This window comes from Microbacterium psychrotolerans, from assembly GCF_031085295.1.
Taxonomy (GTDB): domain Bacteria; phylum Actinomycetota; class Actinomycetes; order Actinomycetales; family Microbacteriaceae; genus Microbacterium; species Microbacterium psychrotolerans.
The window spans coordinates 370,648-391,879 of the sequence record NZ_JAVFWO010000002.1 but is presented as its reverse complement, the minus strand read 5'-3'; the positions used below and the strand labels follow the sequence as shown (position 1 = coordinate 391,879).

The window sequence follows — 21,232 nt, the reverse complement described above, 5'->3', positions numbered from 1 at the left end:
CGGATGCCCCGTCGCACTCTCACGGCCGTCGTCGGCGCCCCTCCGGGCGCCGACGACGGTCTGCTGCTGCCGCGGGAGCCCGGCTTCTTCCGCCGCTACTGGGCGCGGCATCGGCGCATCGCCGACGCAGTCATCGCATTCGTCGCGCTGGTGCTGTCGGCACCGGCCGTGACACTCCGCGCGGAGTTCGGTGCGCCGCCGACGGACGCGCAGGTCTGGCTCGCGGTCGTCCTGATCCTGCTCGCGTCCGCCGCGCTGATGCTCCGCCGTGATCGGCCGCTCGCGGTGTTCGCCGCCACCATGGTGCCGGTGCTGGTGCTTCCGCCGAGCCTGGTTCCGGCATCCCATCTCCTCCCGGCCTTCGCCCTCTACGCCGTCGCGGTGTACCGCTCCGCACGCGCCTGCTGGATCGCCCTGGGGGCGGCGACGGCGGCGATGACGCTGGCCACGGCCATCACGGTGCTCGCGCTGCCGTCCGAGCTGACGTCGCTCGTCACCACGCTCGTATCGGCGGTCGTCGTCCTGCTCATCGCCGCGCTCATCGGAGTGAACGTCGGCAACCGGCGGCGGTACCTGGAGGCGCTCATAGACCGCTCACGGCAGCTGCTCGTCGAGCGCGACCAACAGGCGCGGCTGGGAGCCGCGGCCGAGCGCACGCGCATCGCGCGGGAGATGCATGACATCGTGTCGCACAACCTGACCGTCGTCGTCGCATTGGCCGAGGGCGCGACCGCCACCACGGATCCGGCGCGCGCCCGGGTGGCGACGGAGCAGATCGCCGCGACCGCTCGCGGTGCGCTCGCCGAGATGCGGGCGATGCTGGGTGTGCTGCGCGACCCCGACCCGTCACCCGGAGCACCCCTGTCGCCGGTCCTGCCCGCGACGGCGGGCGACGCCGTGGAGGCGGCCCAGCGTGCCGGCTTCCCGGTGCGCCTCCACACGGAGGGGCGCATCGACTCCGTACCCGCCGAGGTGCGCTTCGCGGTGACACGGATCGTGCAGGAGTCACTGACCAACGCCATGCGGCACGCACCGACCGCGTCCCGCATCGACGTGCGCATCGTCGTGGGCGACGACGTCGAGGTGGAGATCGTCAACGACGGCGTCCGCGCGCGCCCTGAGCCGGCAGGCGATGCCCGCGGAGGCTATGGGCTGCCGGGTCTACGCGAGCGCGCCGCGCATGTCGGCGGACAGCTGACCGCCGGACCCGCGGAGGGCGGGCGCTGGATGGTGCGGGCCTCGCTCCCGGCCGCCGGGGCGAGTGACACCGGGCTCGATCCCGGGAAGGAGAATCCATGACCGACGGCATCCGCATCCTGCTGGCCGACGACCAGGAGCTGATCCGTCTCGGCTTCCGGCTCGTTCTCGAGGCCGAGCCCGAGTTCGAGGTGGTCGGCGAGGCCGCCGACGGTGAGGAGGCCGTTCGCGCCGTCGCCGAGCACTCCCCCGACGTCGTGCTCATGGACATCCGGATGCCGCGCACCGACGGCATCGCCGCGACGCGCGAGATCGTCGCGGCCCATCCCGCGACGCGCGTGCTCGTGCTGACGACGTTCGACCTGGACGAGTACGCGTTCGGTGCCCTCGAGGCCGGTGCCGGCGGGTTCCTCCTGAAGGACGTACAGCGCGCCGAGCTCACAGCGGCCATCCGTGCCGTGCATCGCGGTGATGCCGTGCTCGCGCCCGCGGTCACCCGCCGCCTGATCGAGCGGCTGCACGCCGCGCCGAGCACCCCGCTCGCACCGCCACCGGCGCCTGCCGATCCCACTTCTGAGCTGACCGAGCGGGAGCGTGAGGTGTTCCTCGCGATCGCGCACGGCATGACGAACGCGGAGATCGCGCAGCACCTCTTCGTCAGCGAGTCGACGGTGAAGACGCACGTCGGACGTGTCCTGGCGAAGATCGGCGCCCGCGACCGCGTGCACGCCGTGATCCTCGCGCACCGTCTCCGTCTCGTGGATGCAGCGTCGCCGGGGCGACCTGGCGGCGGTGGCGGGGCTGACGGCAGCAGCCAGACAGCCTGAGTACGGCCTCAGGCCGAGCGGCGGGTGCGCCGTTAGGATCGTCACGATGATCAGCGCTCCCCTCGACAACGCCACGCCTTCGCCCGAGACCGTAGACCTCACGGACGCGGCGTTGTGGCAGGAGGTCGGCGCATTCTTCACGAGGGCAGGTCTGAACCTGGCCGCTGTCGCCGGCATCATCGTCGGCGCGATCCTGGTCACGTGGATCCTGCGCCTCGTCATCCACCGCGTGGTGAACCGGATCGTCAACGGCGCGAAGAACAAGGCGAACGTCGACGACACGCAGGCGCTGGAGCGGTCACCGCTCGCGTCGGTGCGGCTCGTCCAGCGCACGCGCACCCTGGGCTCGATCCTCAGCAACATCGTCAACGTGACGATCGTCATCATCGCGCTGCTGCTGATCCTCAACGTCCTCGCCCCGACAGCGCTCGGCTCGCTCACCCTGCTGACCGCCGCCATCGGCGCCGGCCTCGGCTTCGGTGCCCAGAACATCGTCAAGGACGTGCTCAACGGCATCTTCATCGTCGCCGAGGATCAGGTGGGCATCGGCGACGTCGTCGACCTCGGTCTCGCGACCGGCATCGTGGAGTACGTGAGCGTCCGCGTGACCCACGTGCGCGACGTCAACGGCACACTCTGGTACGTCCGCAACGGCGAGATCACGCGCATCGGCAATCTGTCGCAGGGCTGGTCCCGCGTCATCCTCGATCTGTCCGTCGCCACCGACTCCGACATCGACGAGGTCGAGAAAGCGATGCTCGACACCGCCAAGGCCCTGGCGAAGGACCCCAAGTGGCGCACGCGGATCCTCGAGCAGCCCGAGGTGTGGGGACTCGAGTCCATCTCGGGCGACGCGCTCGTCATCCGCCTCGTGATGAAGACCCGCGCCAACGCGAAGGACGACGTCGCGCGCGAGCTGCGCATGCGGCTCAAGCACACGATCGACGAGATGGGCATCACGCTTCCCGCGCTCACCGCAGTGATGCCCACGGGTATCGAGGGCGCTCAGCGCGTGCGCGGCGCCAACCCGCCGAGGACCAAGCCCACCCCCGTGACGTCCACTCCCGAGCGTGCCGTGTGGAAGCCCAAGCGTACGAGCAAGAAGACCGCGTCACCGGACGATCAGCTCGGCACGACCCCCGGAGGAACGCCATGACCGACCCCACGCCTCCCCTGCCGCCCGCCGGCGCCCCGGGCGACGCGGGCGCCTCCCCTCTGCCCGCCGCGGAACCGGCTGCGCCGCTCAGCTTCTACGACGAGGTCGGCGGACATGACACCTTCGTGCGGCTCGTGGACGCGTTCTACCGCGGCGTCGCCGACGACGAGCTGCTGCGGCCGATGTACCCCGAAGAGGACCTCGGTCCCGCGAAAGAGCGCCTGACCCTCTTCCTCGAGCAGTACTGGGGCGGCCCGACGACGTACAGCCAGGAGCGTGGGCACCCGCGCCTGCGCATGCGGCACGCCTCGTTCCATGTCGATCCCGGCGCGCGCGACCGGTGGCTCGCCCACATGCGCGTCGCGGTGGACGAGCTGAAACTGCCGCCCCTGCACGAGGTGACGCTCTGGGACTACCTGCAGCGTGCCGCGTATGCGATGGTGAACACCTTCGAGCCTTCGGGCATCGGACCCGCCGCAGGCGCTCGCAGCACGGCATCCTTCCCCGTGACGGCAGCCCCGCCCGCGGAGCCCGGCACCGCTCGCTGAGACACGGTCTCGGTCTTCACCCCCGCCGACGAAGGAGTCGACATGCCCCCCGCCGCCCACCACACCGACATCCTCGTCATCGGATGGGGCCTCGCCGGTCTCGTCGCGACGGCGGAGGCCGTCGCCGCCGGAAAACGCGTCACGATCGTGGACCAGGAGCCCCGCTCCAATCTCGGCGGTCAGGCGTGGTGGTCGTTCGGCGGGCTGTTCTTCATCGATTCGCCGGAGCAGCGCCGCCTCGGCATCCATGACTCGCTCGACCTCGCCCGTCAGGACTGGCTGGGCAACGCGGGCTTCGACCGCGACGAAGACCTCTGGCCGCGCCGCTGGGCCGAGGCCTACCTGCAGTTCGCCCACGAGGAGAAGCGCTCGTGGCTGCGCGAGAAGGGCGTCGGCTTCTTCCCGATCGTCGGCTGGGCCGAGCGCGGCGGATACTCCGCCACCGGACCCGGGAACTCGGTGCCCCGGTTCCACGTGACCTGGGGTACCGGACCGGGCGTCGTGGCCCCGTTCCAGGCAGCCGTCGAAGCCGGCGAGGCGGAGGGACGCGTGACGATCCTGCCGCGCCACCGCGTCACTTCGCTCACGCTGGACGCCGGCACGGTCACCGGTGCCTCGGGCGACGTGCTCGCACCGTCCGGGGCGGCGCGCGGTGCGGCGAGCTCGCGGGAGGTCGTCGACGCGTTCTCGATCACCGCGGGCGCCACGATCGTTTCGTCCGGAGGCATCGGGGGCAACCACGAGCTGGTGCGCAAGTGGTGGCCGGACCGCCTGGGCACTCCCCCGGCGACGATGCTGACCGGTGTCCCGGCCTACGTCGACGGCTCCCTGCAGCCGGTCAGCGAGGCGGCGGGCGCCCGTCTCATCAACGGCGACCGCATGTGGCACTACGTCGAGGGCATTCAGAACTGGGACCCGGTGTGGCCGGATCACGGCATCCGCATCCTCCCCGGCCCGTCGTCGATCTGGCTCGACGCGACGGGCAACCGCCTGCCGGTCCCGCTGTTCCCGGGGTTCGACACCCTCGGCACCCTCGCGCACCTGCGCGCCACGGGATACGACCACTCGTGGTTCGTGCTGTCGCAGCAGATCATCGAGAAGGAGTTCACGCTCTCGGGCAGCGAGCAGAATCCGGATCTCACCGGCAAGGACGTGCGGCTGCTCGCCAAGTCCCGCCTGGGCAAGGGCGCGTCCGGCCCGGTGCAGGCGTTCATGGACCAGGGCGCCGACTTCGTCGTGCGCAACACACTCGACGATCTCATCGCCGGCATGCAGGCTCTCCCCGGAGGAGATGCCCTCGACCCCGATCGCGTGCGAATCGAGGTCGAAGCACGGGACCGCGAGATGGCCAACGACTTCACCAAGGACGCGCAGATCGCCATGCTGCGCTCGGCACGGGCCTTCCGCGGGGACCGGCTCATACGCACGGCGAGCCCCCACCGGATCCTCGATCCCAAGTCCGGACCGCTCATCGCCGTCAAACTGCACGTGCTCACGCGCAAGTCCCTGGGCGGCATCGAGACCGACCTGTCCGCCCGGGCGCTCGGCGTCGGTGGCGAACCGGTCCCCGGACTGTACGCCGCGGGAGAGGCGAGCGGGTTCGGCGGCGGCGGCGTGCACGGCTACCGCGCCCTGGAGGGGACATTCCTCGGTGGATGCCTCTTCTCGGGGCGCGTGGCCGGCCGGGCCGCCGCGGCGGCCGTCTGACCTCGCGTGTGATCAGACGTCCGGGCGGACCGGACGTCGGCCTCAGCTCGCGGCCGGACCTGTCCGGCGAACGGGCGTGAGACCGGTGGCCACCGGTCCGCGCATCAGCACGTGCCCCCGCGTGAGGCTCACGCGTCTCCACGGCCCGCTCGAGAACACCCGGGCGGTCTCGCCGCCGCTGATGAACCCGAGGCTGAGCGCAGCGAAGGCGACGCCGAGCGGCAGCCCGCCCAGTTCGTCGTCGGGCGCCCCCCACACCGCGGCGCGCACCGTCCGCACGACGTCTTCGCCGGCATCCGTCGGCACGGCGTCGGCGACACGGGCGATCCCGCCCTGGGCCTTCGCGGCAAGGGTCGACGCGTCGATGCCGGGCCGTGCTTCCCAACCGCTGCGGGGCGGCGTGATGCCTGCCCACGCCGGCGACAGGGCGGTCTCGGGAAGCGTCAGCGCCCGCGCATCGTCGGGAGATGCGGAGAGAGCGGAGGCATCGACCACCAGGTCGCACACGAGCTCCGGATCCGCCCCGAGGGTGCGCAGAGCCAGCACCGTGGGCGTCGGGTCGCCGAACCCGCGGGGCGCGAGCGGGGCGGCGGTCATCGCGAGCACGCCACCGGAGGCCTGCAGCCGCACGCCCTCGACCGTGAAGCGCGCGGCGCGGGCGGCGAACGTGAGGGCGTCGGCCGCGGACTCGGGGTCGGCAAGCAACAGGCGCGGAGACATCGTCTTCTAAGCTACCAACCGGACCTGCGGGCGGTCGCCGGCCGGGAGAGGAGCACCGTGGAAGCCGAGCCGAACGCCGAGGCGGCGCCCGAGACCGATCCGGTCGCGTCGATGCTGTCGGTGATCGACTTGAGCGCCTCGGATGCCCGCACCACCGAGGACATCTTCACGGGGCGGTCGCAGTCGATGCCGCTAGGCCGCGTATACGGCGGTCAGGTGCTGGCGCAGTCGATCGTCGCGGCGTCGCGGACCATCCCCGACGAGCGGATCGTGCACTCGATGCACGGGTACTTCCTGCGCCCCGGCGACTCGACGAAGGGCATCACCTTCTCGGTCGACCGCATCCATGACGGACGCTCCTTCTCGACGCGGCGTACGCAGGCGTACCAGGAGGGCGTGCCGATCTTCTCGATGATCGCCTCGTTCCAGGACGAGGACCCGGGTCTCGACCACCATGAGCCGATGCCCGAAGGCCTGCCGGCACCCGACGAGCTTCCCGACGTCGAATCGCACCTTCAAGGCCTGCACCCGATGTCGAAGCGTCTGTTCACCGACCGGCCGGTGGACCTGCGCCACATCCCCGCGCCGATCTACGTCGCCGCGGACCCCGAGCGCGCTCCGCGGCAGGCGGTCTGGATGCGCGTGCGCCGACAGATCCCCGACGACCCCGCGACCCACCGGGCGGCGCTCGCCTACCTGAGCGACCTGACGATCCAGGAGTCGATCCTCCGCGCGCACGGCGTCTCATGGGCCACTCCCGGGCTCAAGGTCGCCAGCCTCGATCATGCGATGTGGTGGCACCGCTTCGGCCGTGTCGACGAGTGGATGCTGTACGTCCAGGAGTCGCCGAGCGCTCGCGGCGGGCGAGGCCTGGCGACCGGACGCATCTATGCTGCTGACGGCACGCTGCTGGCCAGCGTCGCGCAGGAGATCATGGTCCGCGTCCCCGACGAGGCCGGGGCCGCCGGCTGACGCGCACCCGGCGTCTGCGCCGGTGCGCCAGCGCCTCCGGGGCGGCGCCGGAGGCGTGAGCGCCCGACCGTCAGCGCGATGCGGCGGCGCCGGAGCGTCGGCGCCAGAGAATCGAAGCGATGGGTGCGCGCCGGAGCGTCAGCGCGGAGCGTCGGAGCGATGCGTCGGCGCCGGCGGCGTCAGTGACGGTGGGCGTAGACGATGGGCTCGCCGATGTATGGTCGCCACGCGGCCCGCTCCTCGGGGCTGAGTCGGAGCGGGCGGCCTGACGCGGCGTCCACCTTCACGATCACCGTCGTGGCGCGCGCGTAGAGGGTCTGGCCATCGGCGCCCGTCTCGACGGGGCTGCGCACCTCGTAGCAGACCTCGATGCTCGAGCCGCCGAGCTTGCCGAACCACATCTGCACGTCGAGCGGGTGCCGCTGGTACGGCACCGGCGCCAGGTACTCGATCTCCTGCCGGGCGATGAGGGTCAGCATCCCACTGAAGATGCTGGAGTCGAGCACCGCGGTGTCGGGCGCGTCCTCCCCCGGTTCCGGCAGCCAGAACGCCCGCACGCGCGCCTCTTCGAGGAGCTTCAGCATGGACGTGTTGTTGACGTGGTTGAACGCGTCGAGGTCGCCCCACCGCAGGTGGATGGGGATGTGCAGGCGGCGGCCGGCTCCATCGAGCGCGACCGCCGCGTCGCGGGTGTCAGTCACGCGTGAGCTTGCGGTAGGCGGTGCGGTGCGGACGCGCGGCGTCGGCACCCAGGCGCTCGATCTTATTGGCCTCGTACGCCTCGAAGTTGCCCTCGAACCAGTACCACTGGTCGGGGTCCTCATCGGTGCCCTCGTACGCGAGGATGTGCGTCGCGATGCGGTCGAGGAACCACCGGTCGTGCGTGATGACCACAGCGCAGCCGGGGAACTCCAGGAGCGCGTTCTCGAGCGACTGCAGGGTCTCGACGTCGAGGTCGTTGGTCGGCTCGTCGAGGAGCAGAAGGTTTCCGCCCTCCTTGAGCGTCAGCGCGAGGTTGAGGCGGTTGCGCTCACCACCCGACAGGACGCCGGCCTTCTTCTGCTGATCGGGTCCCTTGAAGCCGAACTTCGACACGTAGGCGCGCGACGGAATCTCGGTCTTGCCGACCGTGATGATGTCGAGCCCGTCCGAGACGACCTCCCACAGCGTCTTGCTGGGGTCGATGTTCGAGCGGGACTGGTCGACGTAGCTGATCTTCACCGTCTCGCCGATCTTGAGGTCTCCGCCGTCAAGCGGCTCGAGGCCGACGATCGTCTTGAACAGGGTCGTCTTTCCGACGCCGTTGGGGCCGATCACGCCGACGATGCCGTTGGGCGGCAGGCTGAAGCTCAGACCGTCGATGAGCGACCGGCCGTCGAAGCCCTTCTGGAGCTTCTTCGCCTCGATCACGACGCTTCCCAGGCGCGGCCCCGGCGGGATCGTGATCTCCTCGAAGTCCAGCTTCCGCGTGCGGTCGGCCTCAGCGGCCATCTCCTCGTAGCGGGCCAGACGCGCCTTCGACTTCGCCTGGCGGCCCTTCGCGTTCGAGCGCACCCAGTCGAGCTCCTCGGCGAGACGCTTGGCGAGCTTCGCGTCCTTCTTGCCCTGGATGGCGAGACGCTCCGCCTTCTTCTCGAGGTACGTCGAGTAGTTGCCCTCGTAGCCGATGAGGCGGCCGCGGTCGACCTCGGCGATCCACTCGGCCACGTTGTCGAGGAAATACCGGTCGTGCGTGATGGCGATCACTGCGCCGGGGTACTTCTGGAGGTGCTGCTCGAGCCACAGCACGCTCTCGGCGTCGAGGTGGTTCGTGGGCTCGTCGAGCAGCAACAGGTCGGGCTTCTGAAGCAGTAGCTTGGTCAGTGCGACACGCCGCTTCTCACCGCCCGACAGAGGGCCGATCTCGGCGTCCCCGGGCGGGGTCCGCAGCGCGTCCATCGCCTGCTCGAGCTGCGAGTCGAGGTCCCACGCATCTGCCGCGTCGATCTCTTCCTGCAGTACGCCCATCTCGGCCAGCAGTGCATCGAAGTCCGCATCGGGGTCGGCCATGAGGCCCGAGATCTCGTTGAAGCGGTCGACCTTCGCCTTGATCGCGATGCCGTCCTCGATGTTCTCCAGCACGGTCTTGGTCTCATCGAGCTCGGGCTCCTGCATGAGGATGCCGACACTGAAGCCGGGGCTCAGCTTCGCCTCGCCGTTCGACGGGGTGTCGAGGCCCGCCATGATCTTCAGGATCGTGGACTTTCCGGCGCCGTTCGGACCGACCATGCCGATCTTCGCGCCGGGAAGGAACGCCATCGTGACGTCATCCAGGATCAGCTTGTCGCCGACGGCCTTTCGGGCGCGGACCATGGAGTAGATGTACTCAGCCATGCGGGTTTCTGCTCTCCTCGGACTTCGGACGTCAGCGTCCCAGCCTACCGGCCTCTCGACCGACCGACTCCCGGTGCGAGCCCGCGAGCTGCGGACCGCCGCCGTCCGGCGCGTCCCACGCGACGGCGGGTGTCACCAGTCGATGGGTCGTGTCTGTCCGACGAGGCAGGTTCCTTCGGCGAGGACCGGCACCACCACCGTGACCGGGTTCCCGGTCGCCGGACCCACCTGGCCGACGAGGCATTCGTCGCCCCAGCGCACCGCGAACTGGATGCTCTCTGCCGGGTTGCCCACCGTCGTCTGATCGGCGGTCACCTGCATCGCCGCCTTGTCGAAGCCGGCGGCCGCTAGCGCGTCCACGTATGCACGTCCGGTCACTCGGCCTTCCGACGCCCAAACCGCGGCGGTCACCGCCGCGAACAGCGGGAGGTTGTCTGCGGCCGTACCGTCCGGCATGAGCGTCGCCTCGGCCGGGCTCTCGGGGGTCGAGCTCGGACCGGGCTGAGCGGTCGTCGCGGTGACGGTCGGCGAGGACGTCGGGTCGGGGACGGTTTCCGGAGCGCACGCGGTCAATGCGGCGGCGAGCAGCAATGCCGCGATCGCCGATGCGATAGGGCGGTGCCGGGCTTCGAAGCGAGCGCGGGGCGGGAGGTCTCGGGCCACGGGGAGAGTTTAGGGCCGCCCGCCCGGCGCAGCCTGCACGCGTCAGAAGGGTGTCTCGTCGCCGTCGACTGCCGAAGAGGCAGCGGACACTGCCCCGACGAGCACCGGCGGCGCATCCGGACCGTCGCTGCCCGCGGGAGCGGATTCGACACCGGGAGCCGCCCACGCGTCCTCCTCCGCCCCCTGCGGCAGGACGCGCGCAGCATCCATCGTCGCGTCCTGCGAATCCTTCAGGAAGGTCGTCGTCCCCCACCGCAGATCGTGACCGATCGCATCGGCGTCGATCTCGACCGCGGTCCCCTTGCGGGTGCCGTTGTCCCACTCGCGCACGCGCAGGTGGCCGGTCAGGATGACGCGATCGCCCTTGCGGAGCGAGTGGTGCGCGTGCTCGGCGAGGGTGCGGTAGGCCGACACCGTATAGAAGTTCGTGCCCGCATCGGCCCAGGCGCCGGTCTCGCGGTTGTACCGCCGAAGGCTCCTCGCGACGCGGAAGGTCGTGATCACCACACCCCCCGGCGTGCGCTTCAGCTCAGGTGGCGTGGCCACATTCCCGGTGATCGTGATGGTGTCGCCTCTGTCGCTCATATCGTGTCCCGTCTCTCAGGCCGGGGACTCTCCCCGGGTGGTACCGCCGGCGCCCCGTGCCCGAGGACGCCGGCGGTGGGTCCAGCCTCACCCGGCGACCCGGTGCATGGGCTGGGCAACCGGCGATCTGGGGAGAGCCCGTGCCAGGGGGGATCTGGGGAGGAATCGCCGGAGGCCGCGCGAACATGGAATGTCGCAACCCGTAGATATGTTCGAGCGGAAGGAGGAATCATGTCGACCGTCATCGAAGCTGGACAATCCCGCACACCTCGCCTCACCTCGAACCCGCGCGTGCATCTCGTCGCCGCGGCGCCCGCACTCTGGCGCGTGCTGGATCACGCGGGCGTGGTCATCGGCCACCTGCAGGGGGTGCCGCATCCCGGCGGGAGCCGCTTCCGGGCGCGCCGTTTCCACGCGCCCTCCCACGCGTTTCGCGACCTCGGGGACTTCTGGAGCGCCGACGACGCCGTGGAGTGCCTGCGATTCGCGCGGTGAGGAGCGTGCCGGGCGCCCGCTCAGATGACCGCGTCGGCTCGCTCCGCGATGGACGACGGGGCACCTGCCCGTACCGCCTCCCATGCCTCGGCGAGCACGCGTGAGGCGCGCACCATCTCCTCGGGCGGGGCGGTGAACGGCACCCGCAGGTGACGTTCATGGCCACCCTCGACGGAGAACCGCGGTCCCGCACTCAACAGCAGACCGCGGGAGCGTGCCTCCATGACCAGCGCCGAACTGAGCGGCGCACCGAGTTCGATCCACAGCGACACTCCTCCGTGGACGGCCGGGATGTCCCATGACGGGACAGCCGCGCGGAGCGCAGCCACCAGCGCGTCGCGACCGGACCGCAGCAGCTGCGATCGCTGGGTCACGATCTCGTCGAAGCGGGTCAGCAGGCGTGTCGCGATCGCCTGTTCGAACTCCGGCGTTCCCAGGTCGTGCGCCGGCCTCGCCGCCACGAGCCGGCGGATGAGCTCGCCGTCGGCGCGCACCCAGCCGAGCCGCAGCCCGCCCCATACCGTCTTCCCGAGCGAGCCGAGCCGCACCACCGTCCCCGGTTCAGAGGGTTCGAAACCCGGTGGCAAGGTGCCGCGATCGATGTCGAGATCGGCAGTCGTCTCATCGAGCACGAGCACGGATCCCGAGCGTTCACCCGCCACGAGCATCGATTGCCGTTCCTCGGCGGTCATACTGCGCCCGGTCGGGTTCTGGAAGTCGGGCATCAGGTACGCCATGACCGGGAGCGTGCGCACGAACGCCTGCTCGGCGCGGTCGATGTCCCACCCGTCGTCTGTCGTCACCGGTATTCCGACGAGCCGCGCTCCTACGCGTCGGATGGCGTCCGCCGCGTGCGGGTAGGTCGGCGTCTCGACGAGCACACGGTCGCCGCGTCCGATGAGCACCGACGAGACGAGATGGATCGCGCTCTGCGCACCCGTCGTCACGAGCACCTCGTCCGGATGCGTCGGCACGCCCCGGTCCGTGTAGCGGCGTGCGATGGCCTCGCGAAGCTCGATGCGTCCGAGCACGTCGTATCCGACGCGGGACACCAGCGAGGATGCGCTCGCCGCCGTCTCCGCCATGATGCCCGCGAGCCCCGGCCACGCCGGTGGGCTGGCCTGCTGCAGATCGATCATGCCGTCCACCGCGTCGACGCGGCCGGCGTCGCGGCGTCCGAGCGGCAGGGTGACGCTGCCCGATCCTCGCAGGCTCGCGATGTGGGCGGTGTCGCGCAGACTCCGATAGGCCGCAGCGACGGTACTGCGACTCACGTGAAGTGCGCCGGCCAGCTCCCGTTCCGCGGGCAGGGCGGTCCGCGGCGCGAGTCGGTTGTCGAGGCAGAGCAGCCGGATGCCGTCGGCCAGTGCCTCGTACGCGGGCTCTCTCGTGCGCCAGCCGCCGAGGGAGGCTGCCAGGGCGCGCGCCGAGACCCGAGAATCCATAAGGCCAGCGTAGTCATATTGGACTGCATGTCGCAGGCCAATCATGAGATTGGATGGAGTCATGCCCCGCCGCATCATCCAGCTGCTCGTCGGCCTGTTCCTCTACGGAGCCGGCTGCGCCCTCACTGTGCAGGCGGGACTGGGCGTCGACCCCTGGACTGTTTTCGCGCAAGGACTCTCCGTGCGAACGGGCATCGGCATCGGCTGGATCACAAACATCGTGGGCTTCATCGTGCTGCTGCTGTGGATTCCGCTGCGGCAGAAGCCCGGTGTCGGAACCATCGCGAACATCCTGCTCGTCGGCACCAGCATGCAGCTCGTGATCGGGGTCGTCCCGCCGGTGACGGGGTTCCCCGCACAGCTCGCGACGCTGCTGGGCGGCATCCTGCTGGTCGCTATCGCCTCAGGCCTCTACATCGGTGCGCACTTCGGTCCCGGGCCGCGTGACGGGCTCATGACCGGCATGAACGCGCGGCTCGGCTGGCCGATCTGGCTCTGCCGCGCGCTGGTGGAACTCACCGTGCTACTCATCGGATGGCTCCTCGGCGGCACAGTCGGCATCGGTACCGTGCTCTTCGCGGTACTGATCGGCCCGCTCGTCCACGTCGCACTTCCCCTGCTCGACACGCGCCGACGCGAGGCCGTGGTGGCCGAACGGGCGCGCTGACACCGCAGCCACACGCGGCCCACTCTCGCCGGTGGCAGCGGCGTCGGACGGAGAGCCGCGCTCAGTGCTCGCGGAAGAGCGGCCAGTCGCTTCCCGGCGCCATCCGCGAATGCAGTGCGCTCTTCGCGATCTCCATGGTCGGATAGGTGCCCGCCGAGTGGTCGGCGCCCGCCATCGTGACGGTGTAGCCGTCGTCGTCCTTGCGGATGCTTCCTGCCACGCCCGACGCGCCGTAGGCGACCCAGAGCGGGTGGTGCGTCTCTGTGGTGCTCATCGTGAACTCCTTTCGATGCCTCCGATGCCGACGGTACGCCGCGCCGGCCCGATCCACCAGCGTCCGCGACGGCGTGGTGCGACCCGGTAGTGTGGAAACACCTTTCCCTCCGTAGCTCAGGGGACAGAGCGAGCGGTTTCTACCCGCAAGGTCGGGGGTTCGAATCCTCCCGGAGGGGCAACGGGTCCGGCGTGGGAGCCGGAACTCGGGTCCAGGCCCGTGGGATGTCTGGACTTGCGACAAGGATGGAGCACATGGTGGGTGCATCCGAGAACGACCGTCTGGTGTGGATCGACTGCGAGATGACGGGGCTCGACCTCGGCGTCGACGAACTGGTGGAGATCGCCGTCGTCGTGACCGACTTCGAGCTGCGACCGCTCGACGCGGGCTTCGACGTCGTGATCAAGCCGGACGATTCGGCGATGGCGAACATGAACGAGTTCGTGACGAACATGCATCGTTCGTCGGGACTGCTGGACGAGATCCCTCACGGCGTGAGCCTGGCGGATGCCGAGTTCCAGGTGCTGGAGTACATCCAGCGCTTCGTGCCGCTCGAAGGAAGGGCCCCGCTCGCGGGGAACACGATCGGCACCGACCGCATGTTCCTCGCGAAGTACATGCCGCGCGTCGACCGCTGGCTGCACTACCGGAACGTCGATGTGTCGAGCATCAAGGAGCTCGCGCGGCGCTGGTACCCGCGCGCGTACATCCACGCTCCGGCGAAGGACGGCGGCCACCGGGCCCTCGCCGACATCCTCGAATCGATCCGCGAACTCGCGTATTACCGCCAGGCGGTGTTCGTTCCCGAGCCGGGTCCGACGAGCGACGGCGCGCGCGCAGCAGCCGCTGCCGTGGTGTCGTCGTTTGCCCCAGAGGTGTGAGAGAATCGTCTGGTTGCCCGCTCAGGCGGGAGACATGGTGGGTATAGCTCAGTTGGTAGAGCGCTGGCTTGTGGTGCCGGATGTCGCGGGTTCGAGTCCCGTTACTCACCCCAATTCCGGTCGAATGGGGCGCGTATTCGCGCCCCATTCGCGTCGAGGCGAGGCATCATGATGGAGATGGATGCCGCGACCTTCGAGCAACTCGTGACGGATGAGCTGGATGCACTCCCCGACGACATGGTGGAGGGCCTCGACAACGTCGTCTTCGTCGTCGAAGACCGCCCGGAGGACGGCAGTCTGGATCTGCTGGGACTCTACGACGGCTGGGCGCTGACGGAGCGCGAGCGGTACGGAGTCGGCGAGCTGCCGGACCGCATCATCGTCTACCGTGAGCCGCACCTGGCGGCGTGCGACGACGAGGACGAGCTGCGTGACGAGGTCCACACGACCCTCGTGCACGAGATCGCCCACTTCTATGGGATCGACGACGACCGTCTGCACGAGCTGGGGTGGGCGTGATGACACCCGTCGCCGTCCCCTCCCTCGACCACGAGCTCGATCTCGCAGCCCGCGTCGACCCGGCACGACCCTGGCAGACGGTCGTCTGGGACGACCCGGTCAACCTGATGAGCTATGTCACGCATGTGTTCCGCGAGTACTTCGGGCTCGCGCGCGCCGAGGCGGAGCGCCTGATGCTCGCAGTGCACAACGAGGGCCACGCGGTGGTCGCGCAGGGGGCCCGGGAGCAGATGGAGCTGCACGCCCAGGCCATGCACGACTACGGCCTGTGGGCGACCGTTCGGCAGGAGCCCGCATGAGCGACCGTGTCGTGGTGATGGAGATCACCCGTCTGGAGGCCGCGCATCTCGCCGGCCTCGTCGGCCAGTTCGCCGAGCTGCTGCGTGACTCCGCGCCCGAGGACGGCGATCCCGCGCTCGAGCGGCTCGTGCCCCCCGCGTACTCCGACGATGACGACGCCGCCAAGGAGTTCCGCGCGCTGACGCAGTCCGATCTGCTGGACCGGCGCGCCGCCGACGCCGCCGACGTCCTGGCGTCGCTGCAGGAGGCGGCGACGATTCCCGAGGATCCCGACGACCCGGCTCTGCTCGAGCAGGTCGAGATCCGGCTCGAACCGGCTGCGGGACACGCGTGGCTGCGCACTCTCGCGGCGGTGCGGCTGGTCCTCGCCACGCGTCTCGGTGTCGTGGGCGAGGACGATCACGACACCACCGACCCGCGCTTCGGCATCTACGACTGGATCGGGTACCGGTTGGACGGCCTCGTGAACGCGCTCGACACCGACGACTGACGCCCGACGTCAGGGCACGGGGAAGACGAGGGTGGCCAGCCGCATGGGATCATCGCGTGCGACGTGCCGCTGCTCCTGGCGCGCCCAGCGCTCCCAGTGCGGACGGTAGGCGTCGCCGTCGCGGGCGAGCGCCCGCTGTTTGCGTGAGGCCGCGGGCGATTCGAGCCACACCCGCACGTCTCCGAGCCGCGCGGTCGCCGGGGTGAGCAGTCCGGCACCTTCGACGATGAGCGGCAGCGACGGATCGACCGCATGCGCCTCCGCCGGCTCTCCCATGGTCCAGTCCCACCGCTGCCATACGCCCACGAGGCCTCGGGCATGCGGTCTCAGGATCAGCTCCCGCGCCAGCTCGACGCCGTCGTCCAGACCGTCCCACCCCGGATAGAGGGAATCCAGCGCGACGACCTGCACGCGGCCGCGCAGCGGCCACCGTGCGACGAGCGCGCGTGCCAGCGACGACTTGCCGGCACCGCTGCGGCCGTCGATGAGGACGACGGGATTGGATGCCGAAACCGCCGCGATCGCCTGGCTGATCTGGTCGACCGCGATCGCAAGCGAGTTGCCGACTGCGTCCGTGCTACTTCTTGATGGTGCGGATGACACGGCTGAGGGCGCGGCCGGCGAAGAAGACGAACGGGACCGCGACGGTGAGCAGCGCGATGAGGTTCGGCTCGAAGCGAAGGTCGTCCCCGCGGCGGATATAAGCGCCGACGGGGATCGCCCAGCCGCCTCCGCCACCGCCGCCGTTACCGGCCTCGTCGGAGCCACCGCCGAAGCCGGACCACGTCAGCGCAACGGGGATGATGCGGACGCCGTCGACGTCCTGCTGGTCCCCGTATGCGCTCTTCACGCCGAAGGAGGCGGACTGCTTGCCGAGTTCGAGTGCGATGTTGGGCATGGGTCAACGGTAGCGGCCCGGGGCCTTCCGGCACACCCGCTGCGGCGACATGAACCGGCCCCGACGCGCGGAACCACGTCGGCGGGGTCAGCCCTGGTCCAGGCGCGGCGCGGGAGGGCTCGTCGGAATGCTGCCGCCCCCGCGGGTGCCGAGCAGCGTGGCGCGTGTGACAGCGCCGCGGCCGAACTTCGCCGTCGCCCCGTCGAGAGCGTCCTCGATGCGCCGCCATCCCTCGTCGTCGTCCCACAGCGTCGGCGCCGCGGCGCCGGCGGTGCGCAGCTTCTCCGCACGAACGCCGATCAGCCGGACGGGAAGCGTGCGCTCGAGCGAGCCGAAGAGCTCGAGGGCGGCGTCCCCGATCCGCTGGCCGACGGCCGTCGGCTCGACGAGTGTCTGTGAGCGGGAGATCGTCGTGAAGTCGGCGAAGCGCACCTTGATCGCCACGGTCGAGGCCTCCCAGCCGTTGCCGCGCAGCCGAGCGCCCACTCGGTCGGCCAGACGGCGCAGCTCGGAACGCAGGATCGCTGTGTCAGCGATGTCGTCGTGGAACGTCTCCTCGTGGCCCACGCTCTTCTCGACGCGGCGCGTGTCGACCTCCCGGGCGTCTATCCCGCGCGCCAGGTGCCACACCCGGTCGCCCATCGCCGAGCCCAGCGCGCGATCGAGGATCTCGCGCGGTGCCTCGATCACGTCGGCGATGGTGCGGATCCCCCGGTTCTCGAGAGCCTCCGAGGCCTTCGGACCGACGCCCCAGAGCGCGCGCACCGATCTCGGGGCGAGGAACGCCGCGGTGTCCGCCTCCGCGATGATGAGCAGCCCGTCGGGCTTGCTGATGGTGGAGGCCATCTTCGCGACGTGCTTCGTCGCTGCGGCGCCGATGCTGCAGGTCAGCCCGGTCTCGTCGAGCACTCGCTGCCGCAGCATGCGCGCGATCCTCCCGGGGCTCCCCCACAGCCGGCGCGCTCCGCGCACGTCGAGGAACGCCTCGTCGATCGACAGCGGCTCGACGAGCGGCGTGACGTCGCGGAAGATCCGCATCACCTGCGACGACATCTCGAGGTACCGCTCGAAATGGGGAGGGACGACGATCGCCGTCGGGCAGAGCCGGAGCGCCTGGCCGACCGGCATCGCCGATCGCACGCCGAATCGACGCGCCTCGTACGACGCGCTGGACACGACCGACCGGCTCTCAGGGGCGCCGATGATGATCGCCTTGCCTCGGAGCGACGGGTCGTCGAGCTGTTCCACCGAGGCGTAGAACGCATCCATGTCGACGTGCAGGATGCCGGCACCGGTGTCGTCGGCGTTCTCGGGCGAGACGAGACGCCCGGATCCGTCACCACGCCCCATGTCGTCCATTGTCGCAGCAGCCGCCGACATCGACGCGAGAGGGCGGACCCTGCCGGGTCCGCCCTCTCGGGGTTCGATCAGGTGCGGGCACCCGGATCAGCGGCTAGGCGTCGGTCGCGCTCGCGCGCTCGAGGACCAGTTCACGCACGCGTGCGGCATCCGCCTGTCCCTTCATCGCCTTCATGACGGCGCCGATGACCGCTCCCGCCGCCTGCACCTTGCCGTCGCGGATCTTCGCGAGCACGTCGGGCTGCGAGGCGAGCGCCTCGTCGATCGCGCCGATGAGGGCGCCGTCGTCCGAGACCACGGCGAGACCACGGGCATCCACGACCTCCTGCGGGGAGCCTTCGCCGGCGATGACGCCCTCGAGCACCTGACGGGCGAGCTTGTCGGTGAGCGTGCCGGCGTCGACGAGCGCCTGCAATGCAGCGACATCGGCGGGCGTCGCCAGCTCGGAAGCCTCACGACCTTGCACCTTCGCGATGCGGGCGATCTCGCCGGTCCACCACTTCCGAGCGGTCGCCGGCGAGGCGCCGGCGGCGACGGTCGCCTCGATCTCGGGCAGGATGCCGCTGTTCGCCGCGTCCTGGAACTCGAGGTCGGTGAAGCCCCACTCGGTCTTCAGGCGGCGACGGCGTGCCGCGGGCGGCTCGGGGAGCGCTGCACGGAGCTCTTCGATCAGTTCGATCGAGGGCGCGACCGGCAGCAGGTCGGGCTCCGGGAAGTAGCGGTAGTCGTCGGCATCCGACTTCGGGCGACCCGGCGACGTGGTGCCGGTGTCCTCGTGCCAGTGCCTGGTCTCCTGCGTGATCGTGCCGCCCGCCGCGAGGATCGCGGCCTGGCGCTGGATCTCGTAACGCACCGCGCGCTCCACCGAACGCATCGAGTTGACGTTCTTCGTCTCGGTGCGCGTGCCGAGCTTCTCCTGGCCGCGGGGGCGCAGCGAGACGTTCGCGTCGCAGCGGAGGTTGCCGCGCTCCATACGCGCCTCCGAGATGCCCAGCGAGATCACGATGTCGCGGATCGTCGCGACGTACGCCTTCGCGATCTCGGGCGCGCGGTGCTCCGCCCCGAAGATCGGCTTCGTGACGATCTCGACGAGCGGCACGCCCGCACGGTTGTAGTCGACCAGCGAGTACTCGGCGCCCTGGATGCGACCGGTCGACCCGCCGACGTGCGTCAGCTTGCCGGCGTCCTCCTCCATGTGGGCGCGCTCGATCGGCACCGTGACGATCTCGCCGTCGGCGAGCTCGATGTCCACGGAACCTTCGAAGGCGATCGGCTCGTCGTACTGCGAGATCTGGTAGTTCTTGCCGAGGTCGGGATAGAAGTAGTTCTTCCGCGCGAACCGGCTCGAGGGGGCGATCGAGCAGCCGAGCGCGAGACCCAGGCTGATCGAGTAGCGCACCGCGGTCTCGTTGACCACCGGGAGCGCGCCCGGCAGGCCCATGTCGACCGGCGCCACGAGCGTGTTCGGCCCTGCCTCGTGGTTCGCGGAGTTGGCGGGGTTCGCCGCCGCGGAGAACATCTTGGTCTCGGTGTTCAGCTCGACGTGCACCTCGAACCCGAGCACCGGCTCGAACCGCTCGAGGGCCTCGTCGAAGTCCATCAGCTTGTCCTTGGCCATCAGCGCGCTCCTCCGTTCGCGCCGAGCTCCGGCGCCTTCTCCAGCATGGGAGCCCTGTCCAGGAGCTGGCCGCCCCAGGAGTCGACGAGCAGGGCTTCGAGCGCCGCCCCCACGCGGTACAGCCGCGCGTCCTCGTGCGCCGGCGCGAGGAACTGGATGCCGACGGGAAGACCGTCCTCGGACGCGAGCCCGGATGGGATCGAGATGCCCGGCACGCCGGCGAGGTTCGCCGGAATCGTCGTCACGTCGTTGAGGTACATCTGCAGCGGGTCGTCGATCTTCTCCCCCAGGCGGAACGCCGTGGTCGGCGCCGACGGCGTCGCGATGACGTCGACCTGCGCGAACGCCTCGGCGAAGTCGCGCTGGATGAGGGTGCGGACCTTCTGCGCCGAGCCGTAGTAGGCGTCGTAGTATCCCGCCGACAGCGCGTACGTGCCGAGGATGATGCGGCGCTTGACCTCGTCGCCGAAGCCGGCGTCGCGGGTCTTCGCCATGACGTCCTCGACGGTGCCGCCCGGCACGTCGACGCGCAGGCCGAAGCGCACGGAGTCGAACTTCGCCAGATTGCTGGATGCCTCCGCGGGGAGGATCAGGTAGTACGCCGCGACGCCGTACTCGAAGTGCGGTGCGCTGATCTCGACGATCTCGGCGCCCTGTGCCTCCATCGCCGCCAGCGCGGCACGGAAGGACTCCGAGACGCCGGCCTGGAAGCCGCTGTCGGGCAGCTCGCGGATGACGCCGACCTTGAGGCCCTTCAGCACCTGACCGTCGGCGCCCTCGCGCGCGGCGTCGGCGAACGACGGCCAATCGTGGGCGAGAGAGGTCGAGTCGTGCGGGTCGTGCCCGCCGATGACGTCGTGCAGCAGTCCGGCGTCGAGCACGGTTCGCGTCACGGGGCCGACCTGGTCGAGGCTGGACGCGAGCGCGATCGCGCCGTACCGGCTGACGCCGCCGTAGGTGGGCTTGATGCCCACCGTTCCGGTGACGTGCGCCGGCTGGCGGATGGAGCCGCCGGTGTCGGAGCCGAGCGCGAGGGGTGCCTCGAACGCGGCGACCGCGGCCGCCGAACCGCCGCCGGAGCCGCCGGGGATTCGGGTGAGATCCCAGGGGTTGCGGGTCGGACCGTAGGCCGAGTGCTCCGTCGACGAACCCATGGCGAACTCGTCCATGTTCGTCTTGCCCAGCGGGACGAGCCCGGCCGCGCGGGAGCGCGCGACGACGGTCGCGTCGTAGGGCGACATGTAGCCGTCGAGGATCCTCGAGCCGCTCGTCGACGGCATGTCCGTCGTCACCAGGACGTCCTTGATGGCGAGCGGCACGCCGGCGAGCGGGCCGAGGTGGTCACCGGCCGCACGGCGGCGGTCGATGTCGGCAGCCGCGTCCAGCGCGTGCTCGTTGACGTGGAGGAAGGCGTGGACGTCGGCGTCCACCGCCGCGATGCGGTCCAGGTGGGCCTGCGTCGCCTCGACGCTGGACACCTCCCGGGCGGCGAGCTTGTCTGCGAGCGCGGCAGCGCTCAGCTTCGTGAGATCGGTCAC

General features: G+C 70.3%; 24 protein-coding genes and 2 tRNA genes. 14 read left to right on the top strand and 12 right to left on the bottom strand.

The window, feature by feature from the left end:
• Positions 1–3: 3 nt before the first annotated feature.
• Genes Q9R08_RS06540 through Q9R08_RS06520 form a run of 5 tightly spaced genes read left to right on the top strand, consistent with a single transcriptional unit; the run spans position 4 to position 5,435 of the window.
• Complete coding sequence (locus Q9R08_RS06540; RefSeq protein WP_308867077.1) at positions 4–1,299, top strand: sensor histidine kinase; 1,296 nt, start codon at positions 4–6, stop codon at positions 1,297–1,299.
• A complete protein-coding gene (locus Q9R08_RS06535; protein WP_308867076.1) occupies positions 1,296–2,024 on the top strand; it encodes a response regulator transcription factor in 729 nt (242 codons plus the stop codon). Before Q9R08_RS06540 ends, Q9R08_RS06535 begins: the two co-directional genes overlap by 4 nt.
• Before the next feature lie 46 nt (positions 2,025–2,070).
• The gene (locus Q9R08_RS06530) at positions 2,071–3,180 is read left to right on the top strand and encodes a mechanosensitive ion channel family protein (RefSeq protein WP_308867075.1); all 1,110 of its coding nucleotides are present in this window, start codon (positions 2,071–2,073) and stop codon (positions 3,178–3,180) included.
• The gene (locus Q9R08_RS06525; RefSeq protein WP_308867074.1) at positions 3,177–3,728 is read left to right on the top strand and encodes a globin; all 552 of its coding nucleotides are present in this window, start codon (positions 3,177–3,179) and stop codon (positions 3,726–3,728) included. Before Q9R08_RS06530 ends, Q9R08_RS06525 begins: the two co-directional genes overlap by 4 nt.
• 42 nt (positions 3,729–3,770) lie before the next feature.
• Positions 3,771–5,435 carry an FAD-binding dehydrogenase gene (locus tag Q9R08_RS06520; protein WP_308867073.1) on the top strand — a complete coding sequence of 555 codons (1,665 nt, stop codon included), beginning with the start codon at positions 3,771–3,773 and terminating at the stop codon, positions 5,433–5,435.
• Between the two features lie 42 nt (positions 5,436–5,477).
• Here Q9R08_RS06520 and Q9R08_RS06515 read toward each other — a convergent pair whose 3' ends face one another.
• Positions 5,478–6,155 carry a DUF8185 domain-containing protein gene (locus tag Q9R08_RS06515; RefSeq protein WP_308867072.1) on the bottom strand — a complete coding sequence of 226 codons (678 nt, stop codon included), beginning with the start codon at positions 6,153–6,155 and terminating at the stop codon, positions 5,478–5,480.
• A gap of 111 nt (positions 6,156–6,266) precedes the next feature.
• On the opposite strand from Q9R08_RS06515, the gene Q9R08_RS06510 reads away from it, so the two are divergent.
• A complete protein-coding gene (locus Q9R08_RS06510) occupies positions 6,267–7,127 on the top strand; it encodes an acyl-CoA thioesterase (protein ID WP_308867675.1) in 861 nt (286 codons plus the stop codon).
• 179 nt (positions 7,128–7,306) lie between these two features.
• Here Q9R08_RS06510 and Q9R08_RS06505 read toward each other — a convergent pair whose 3' ends face one another.
• The 4 genes from Q9R08_RS06505 to ssb form a co-directional block, all read right to left on the bottom strand.
• Entirely contained in the window at positions 7,307–7,828 is a 522-nt protein-coding gene (locus Q9R08_RS06505) for an acyl-CoA thioesterase (RefSeq protein ID WP_308867071.1), read from the bottom strand.
• Complete coding sequence (gene ettA / locus Q9R08_RS06500) at positions 7,821–9,500, bottom strand: energy-dependent translational throttle protein EttA (protein ID WP_308867070.1); 1,680 nt, start codon at positions 9,498–9,500, stop codon at positions 7,821–7,823. Before ettA ends, Q9R08_RS06505 begins: the two co-directional genes overlap by 8 nt.
• Positions 9,501–9,632: 132 nt before the next feature.
• Positions 9,633–10,163: a DUF6993 domain-containing protein gene (locus Q9R08_RS06495; protein ID WP_308867069.1), complete on the bottom strand. Its 531-nt coding sequence runs from the start codon at positions 10,161–10,163 to the stop codon at positions 9,633–9,635.
• A 42-nt stretch (positions 10,164–10,205) separates the two neighbouring features.
• Entirely contained in the window at positions 10,206–10,748 is a 543-nt protein-coding gene (ssb, locus tag Q9R08_RS06490; protein WP_308867068.1) for a single-stranded DNA-binding protein, read from the bottom strand.
• A gap of 231 nt (positions 10,749–10,979) precedes the next feature.
• On the opposite strand from ssb, the gene Q9R08_RS06485 reads away from it, so the two are divergent.
• Positions 10,980–11,243, top strand: a complete 264-nt coding sequence (locus Q9R08_RS06485) for a hypothetical protein (RefSeq protein ID WP_308867067.1) — start codon at positions 10,980–10,982, stop codon at positions 11,241–11,243.
• A 20-nt stretch (positions 11,244–11,263) separates the two neighbouring features.
• On the opposite strand, the gene yczR is transcribed toward Q9R08_RS06485, so the two are convergent.
• Positions 11,264–12,688, bottom strand: a complete 1,425-nt coding sequence (yczR, locus tag Q9R08_RS06480; protein ID WP_308867066.1) for a MocR-like transcription factor YczR — start codon at positions 12,686–12,688, stop codon at positions 11,264–11,266.
• Positions 12,689–12,749: 61 nt separating this feature from the next.
• On the opposite strand from yczR, the gene yczE reads away from it, so the two are divergent.
• Complete coding sequence (gene yczE, locus Q9R08_RS06475; RefSeq protein WP_308867065.1) at positions 12,750–13,355, top strand: membrane protein YczE; 606 nt, start codon at positions 12,750–12,752, stop codon at positions 13,353–13,355.
• A gap of 61 nt (positions 13,356–13,416) precedes the next feature.
• Here yczE and Q9R08_RS06470 read toward each other — a convergent pair whose 3' ends face one another.
• The gene (locus Q9R08_RS06470) at positions 13,417–13,629 is read right to left on the bottom strand and encodes a methyltransferase (protein ID WP_308867064.1); all 213 of its coding nucleotides are present in this window, start codon (positions 13,627–13,629) and stop codon (positions 13,417–13,419) included.
• Positions 13,630–13,734: 105 nt separating this feature from the next.
• On the opposite strand from Q9R08_RS06470, the gene Q9R08_RS06465 reads away from it, so the two are divergent.
• The 6 genes from Q9R08_RS06465 (at position 13,735) to Q9R08_RS06440 (ending at position 15,819) form a co-directional block, all read left to right on the top strand.
• Positions 13,735–13,807 (top strand) — tRNA-Arg (locus Q9R08_RS06465).
• Between the two features lie 76 nt (positions 13,808–13,883).
• On the top strand, positions 13,884–14,510 hold the full coding sequence (orn, locus tag Q9R08_RS06460; protein WP_308867063.1) for an oligoribonuclease: 627 nt from the start codon (positions 13,884–13,886) through the stop codon (positions 14,508–14,510).
• A 37-nt stretch (positions 14,511–14,547) separates the two neighbouring features.
• Positions 14,548–14,623, top strand: a tRNA-His gene (locus Q9R08_RS06455).
• Positions 14,624–14,678: 55 nt separating this feature from the next.
• On the top strand, positions 14,679–15,029 hold the full coding sequence (locus Q9R08_RS06450) for a metallopeptidase family protein (protein ID WP_308867062.1): 351 nt from the start codon (positions 14,679–14,681) through the stop codon (positions 15,027–15,029).
• Positions 15,029–15,328 carry an ATP-dependent Clp protease adapter ClpS gene (gene clpS, locus Q9R08_RS06445; protein WP_308867060.1) on the top strand — a complete coding sequence of 100 codons (300 nt, stop codon included), beginning with the start codon at positions 15,029–15,031 and terminating at the stop codon, positions 15,326–15,328. The genes Q9R08_RS06450 and clpS overlap by 1 nt, the downstream gene beginning before the upstream one ends.
• Complete coding sequence (locus Q9R08_RS06440; protein WP_308867059.1) at positions 15,325–15,819, top strand: DUF2017 family protein; 495 nt, start codon at positions 15,325–15,327, stop codon at positions 15,817–15,819. Before clpS ends, Q9R08_RS06440 begins: the two co-directional genes overlap by 4 nt.
• A gap of 9 nt (positions 15,820–15,828) precedes the next feature.
• On the opposite strand, the gene Q9R08_RS06435 is transcribed toward Q9R08_RS06440, so the two are convergent.
• The 5 genes from Q9R08_RS06435 to gatA all read right to left on the bottom strand — a co-directional run bounded on the left by Q9R08_RS06435 (position 15,829) and on the right by gatA (position 21,232).
• The gene (locus tag Q9R08_RS06435) at positions 15,829–16,422 is read right to left on the bottom strand and encodes a hypothetical protein (protein WP_418001318.1); all 594 of its coding nucleotides are present in this window, start codon (positions 16,420–16,422) and stop codon (positions 15,829–15,831) included.
• Complete coding sequence (locus tag Q9R08_RS06430; protein ID WP_308867058.1) at positions 16,397–16,717, bottom strand: hypothetical protein; 321 nt, start codon at positions 16,715–16,717, stop codon at positions 16,397–16,399. The genes Q9R08_RS06435 and Q9R08_RS06430 overlap by 26 nt, the downstream gene beginning before the upstream one ends.
• Positions 16,718–16,804: 87 nt before the next feature.
• On the bottom strand, positions 16,805–18,067 hold the full coding sequence (locus Q9R08_RS06425; RefSeq protein ID WP_308867057.1) for a DNA polymerase IV: 1,263 nt from the start codon (positions 18,065–18,067) through the stop codon (positions 16,805–16,807).
• 103 nt (positions 18,068–18,170) lie between these two features.
• Entirely contained in the window at positions 18,171–19,694 is a 1,524-nt protein-coding gene (gatB, locus tag Q9R08_RS06420; RefSeq protein WP_308867056.1) for an Asp-tRNA(Asn)/Glu-tRNA(Gln) amidotransferase subunit GatB, read from the bottom strand.
• Entirely contained in the window at positions 19,694–21,232 is a 1,539-nt protein-coding gene (gatA, locus tag Q9R08_RS06415; protein WP_308867055.1) for an Asp-tRNA(Asn)/Glu-tRNA(Gln) amidotransferase subunit GatA, read from the bottom strand. The genes gatB and gatA overlap by 1 nt, the downstream gene beginning before the upstream one ends.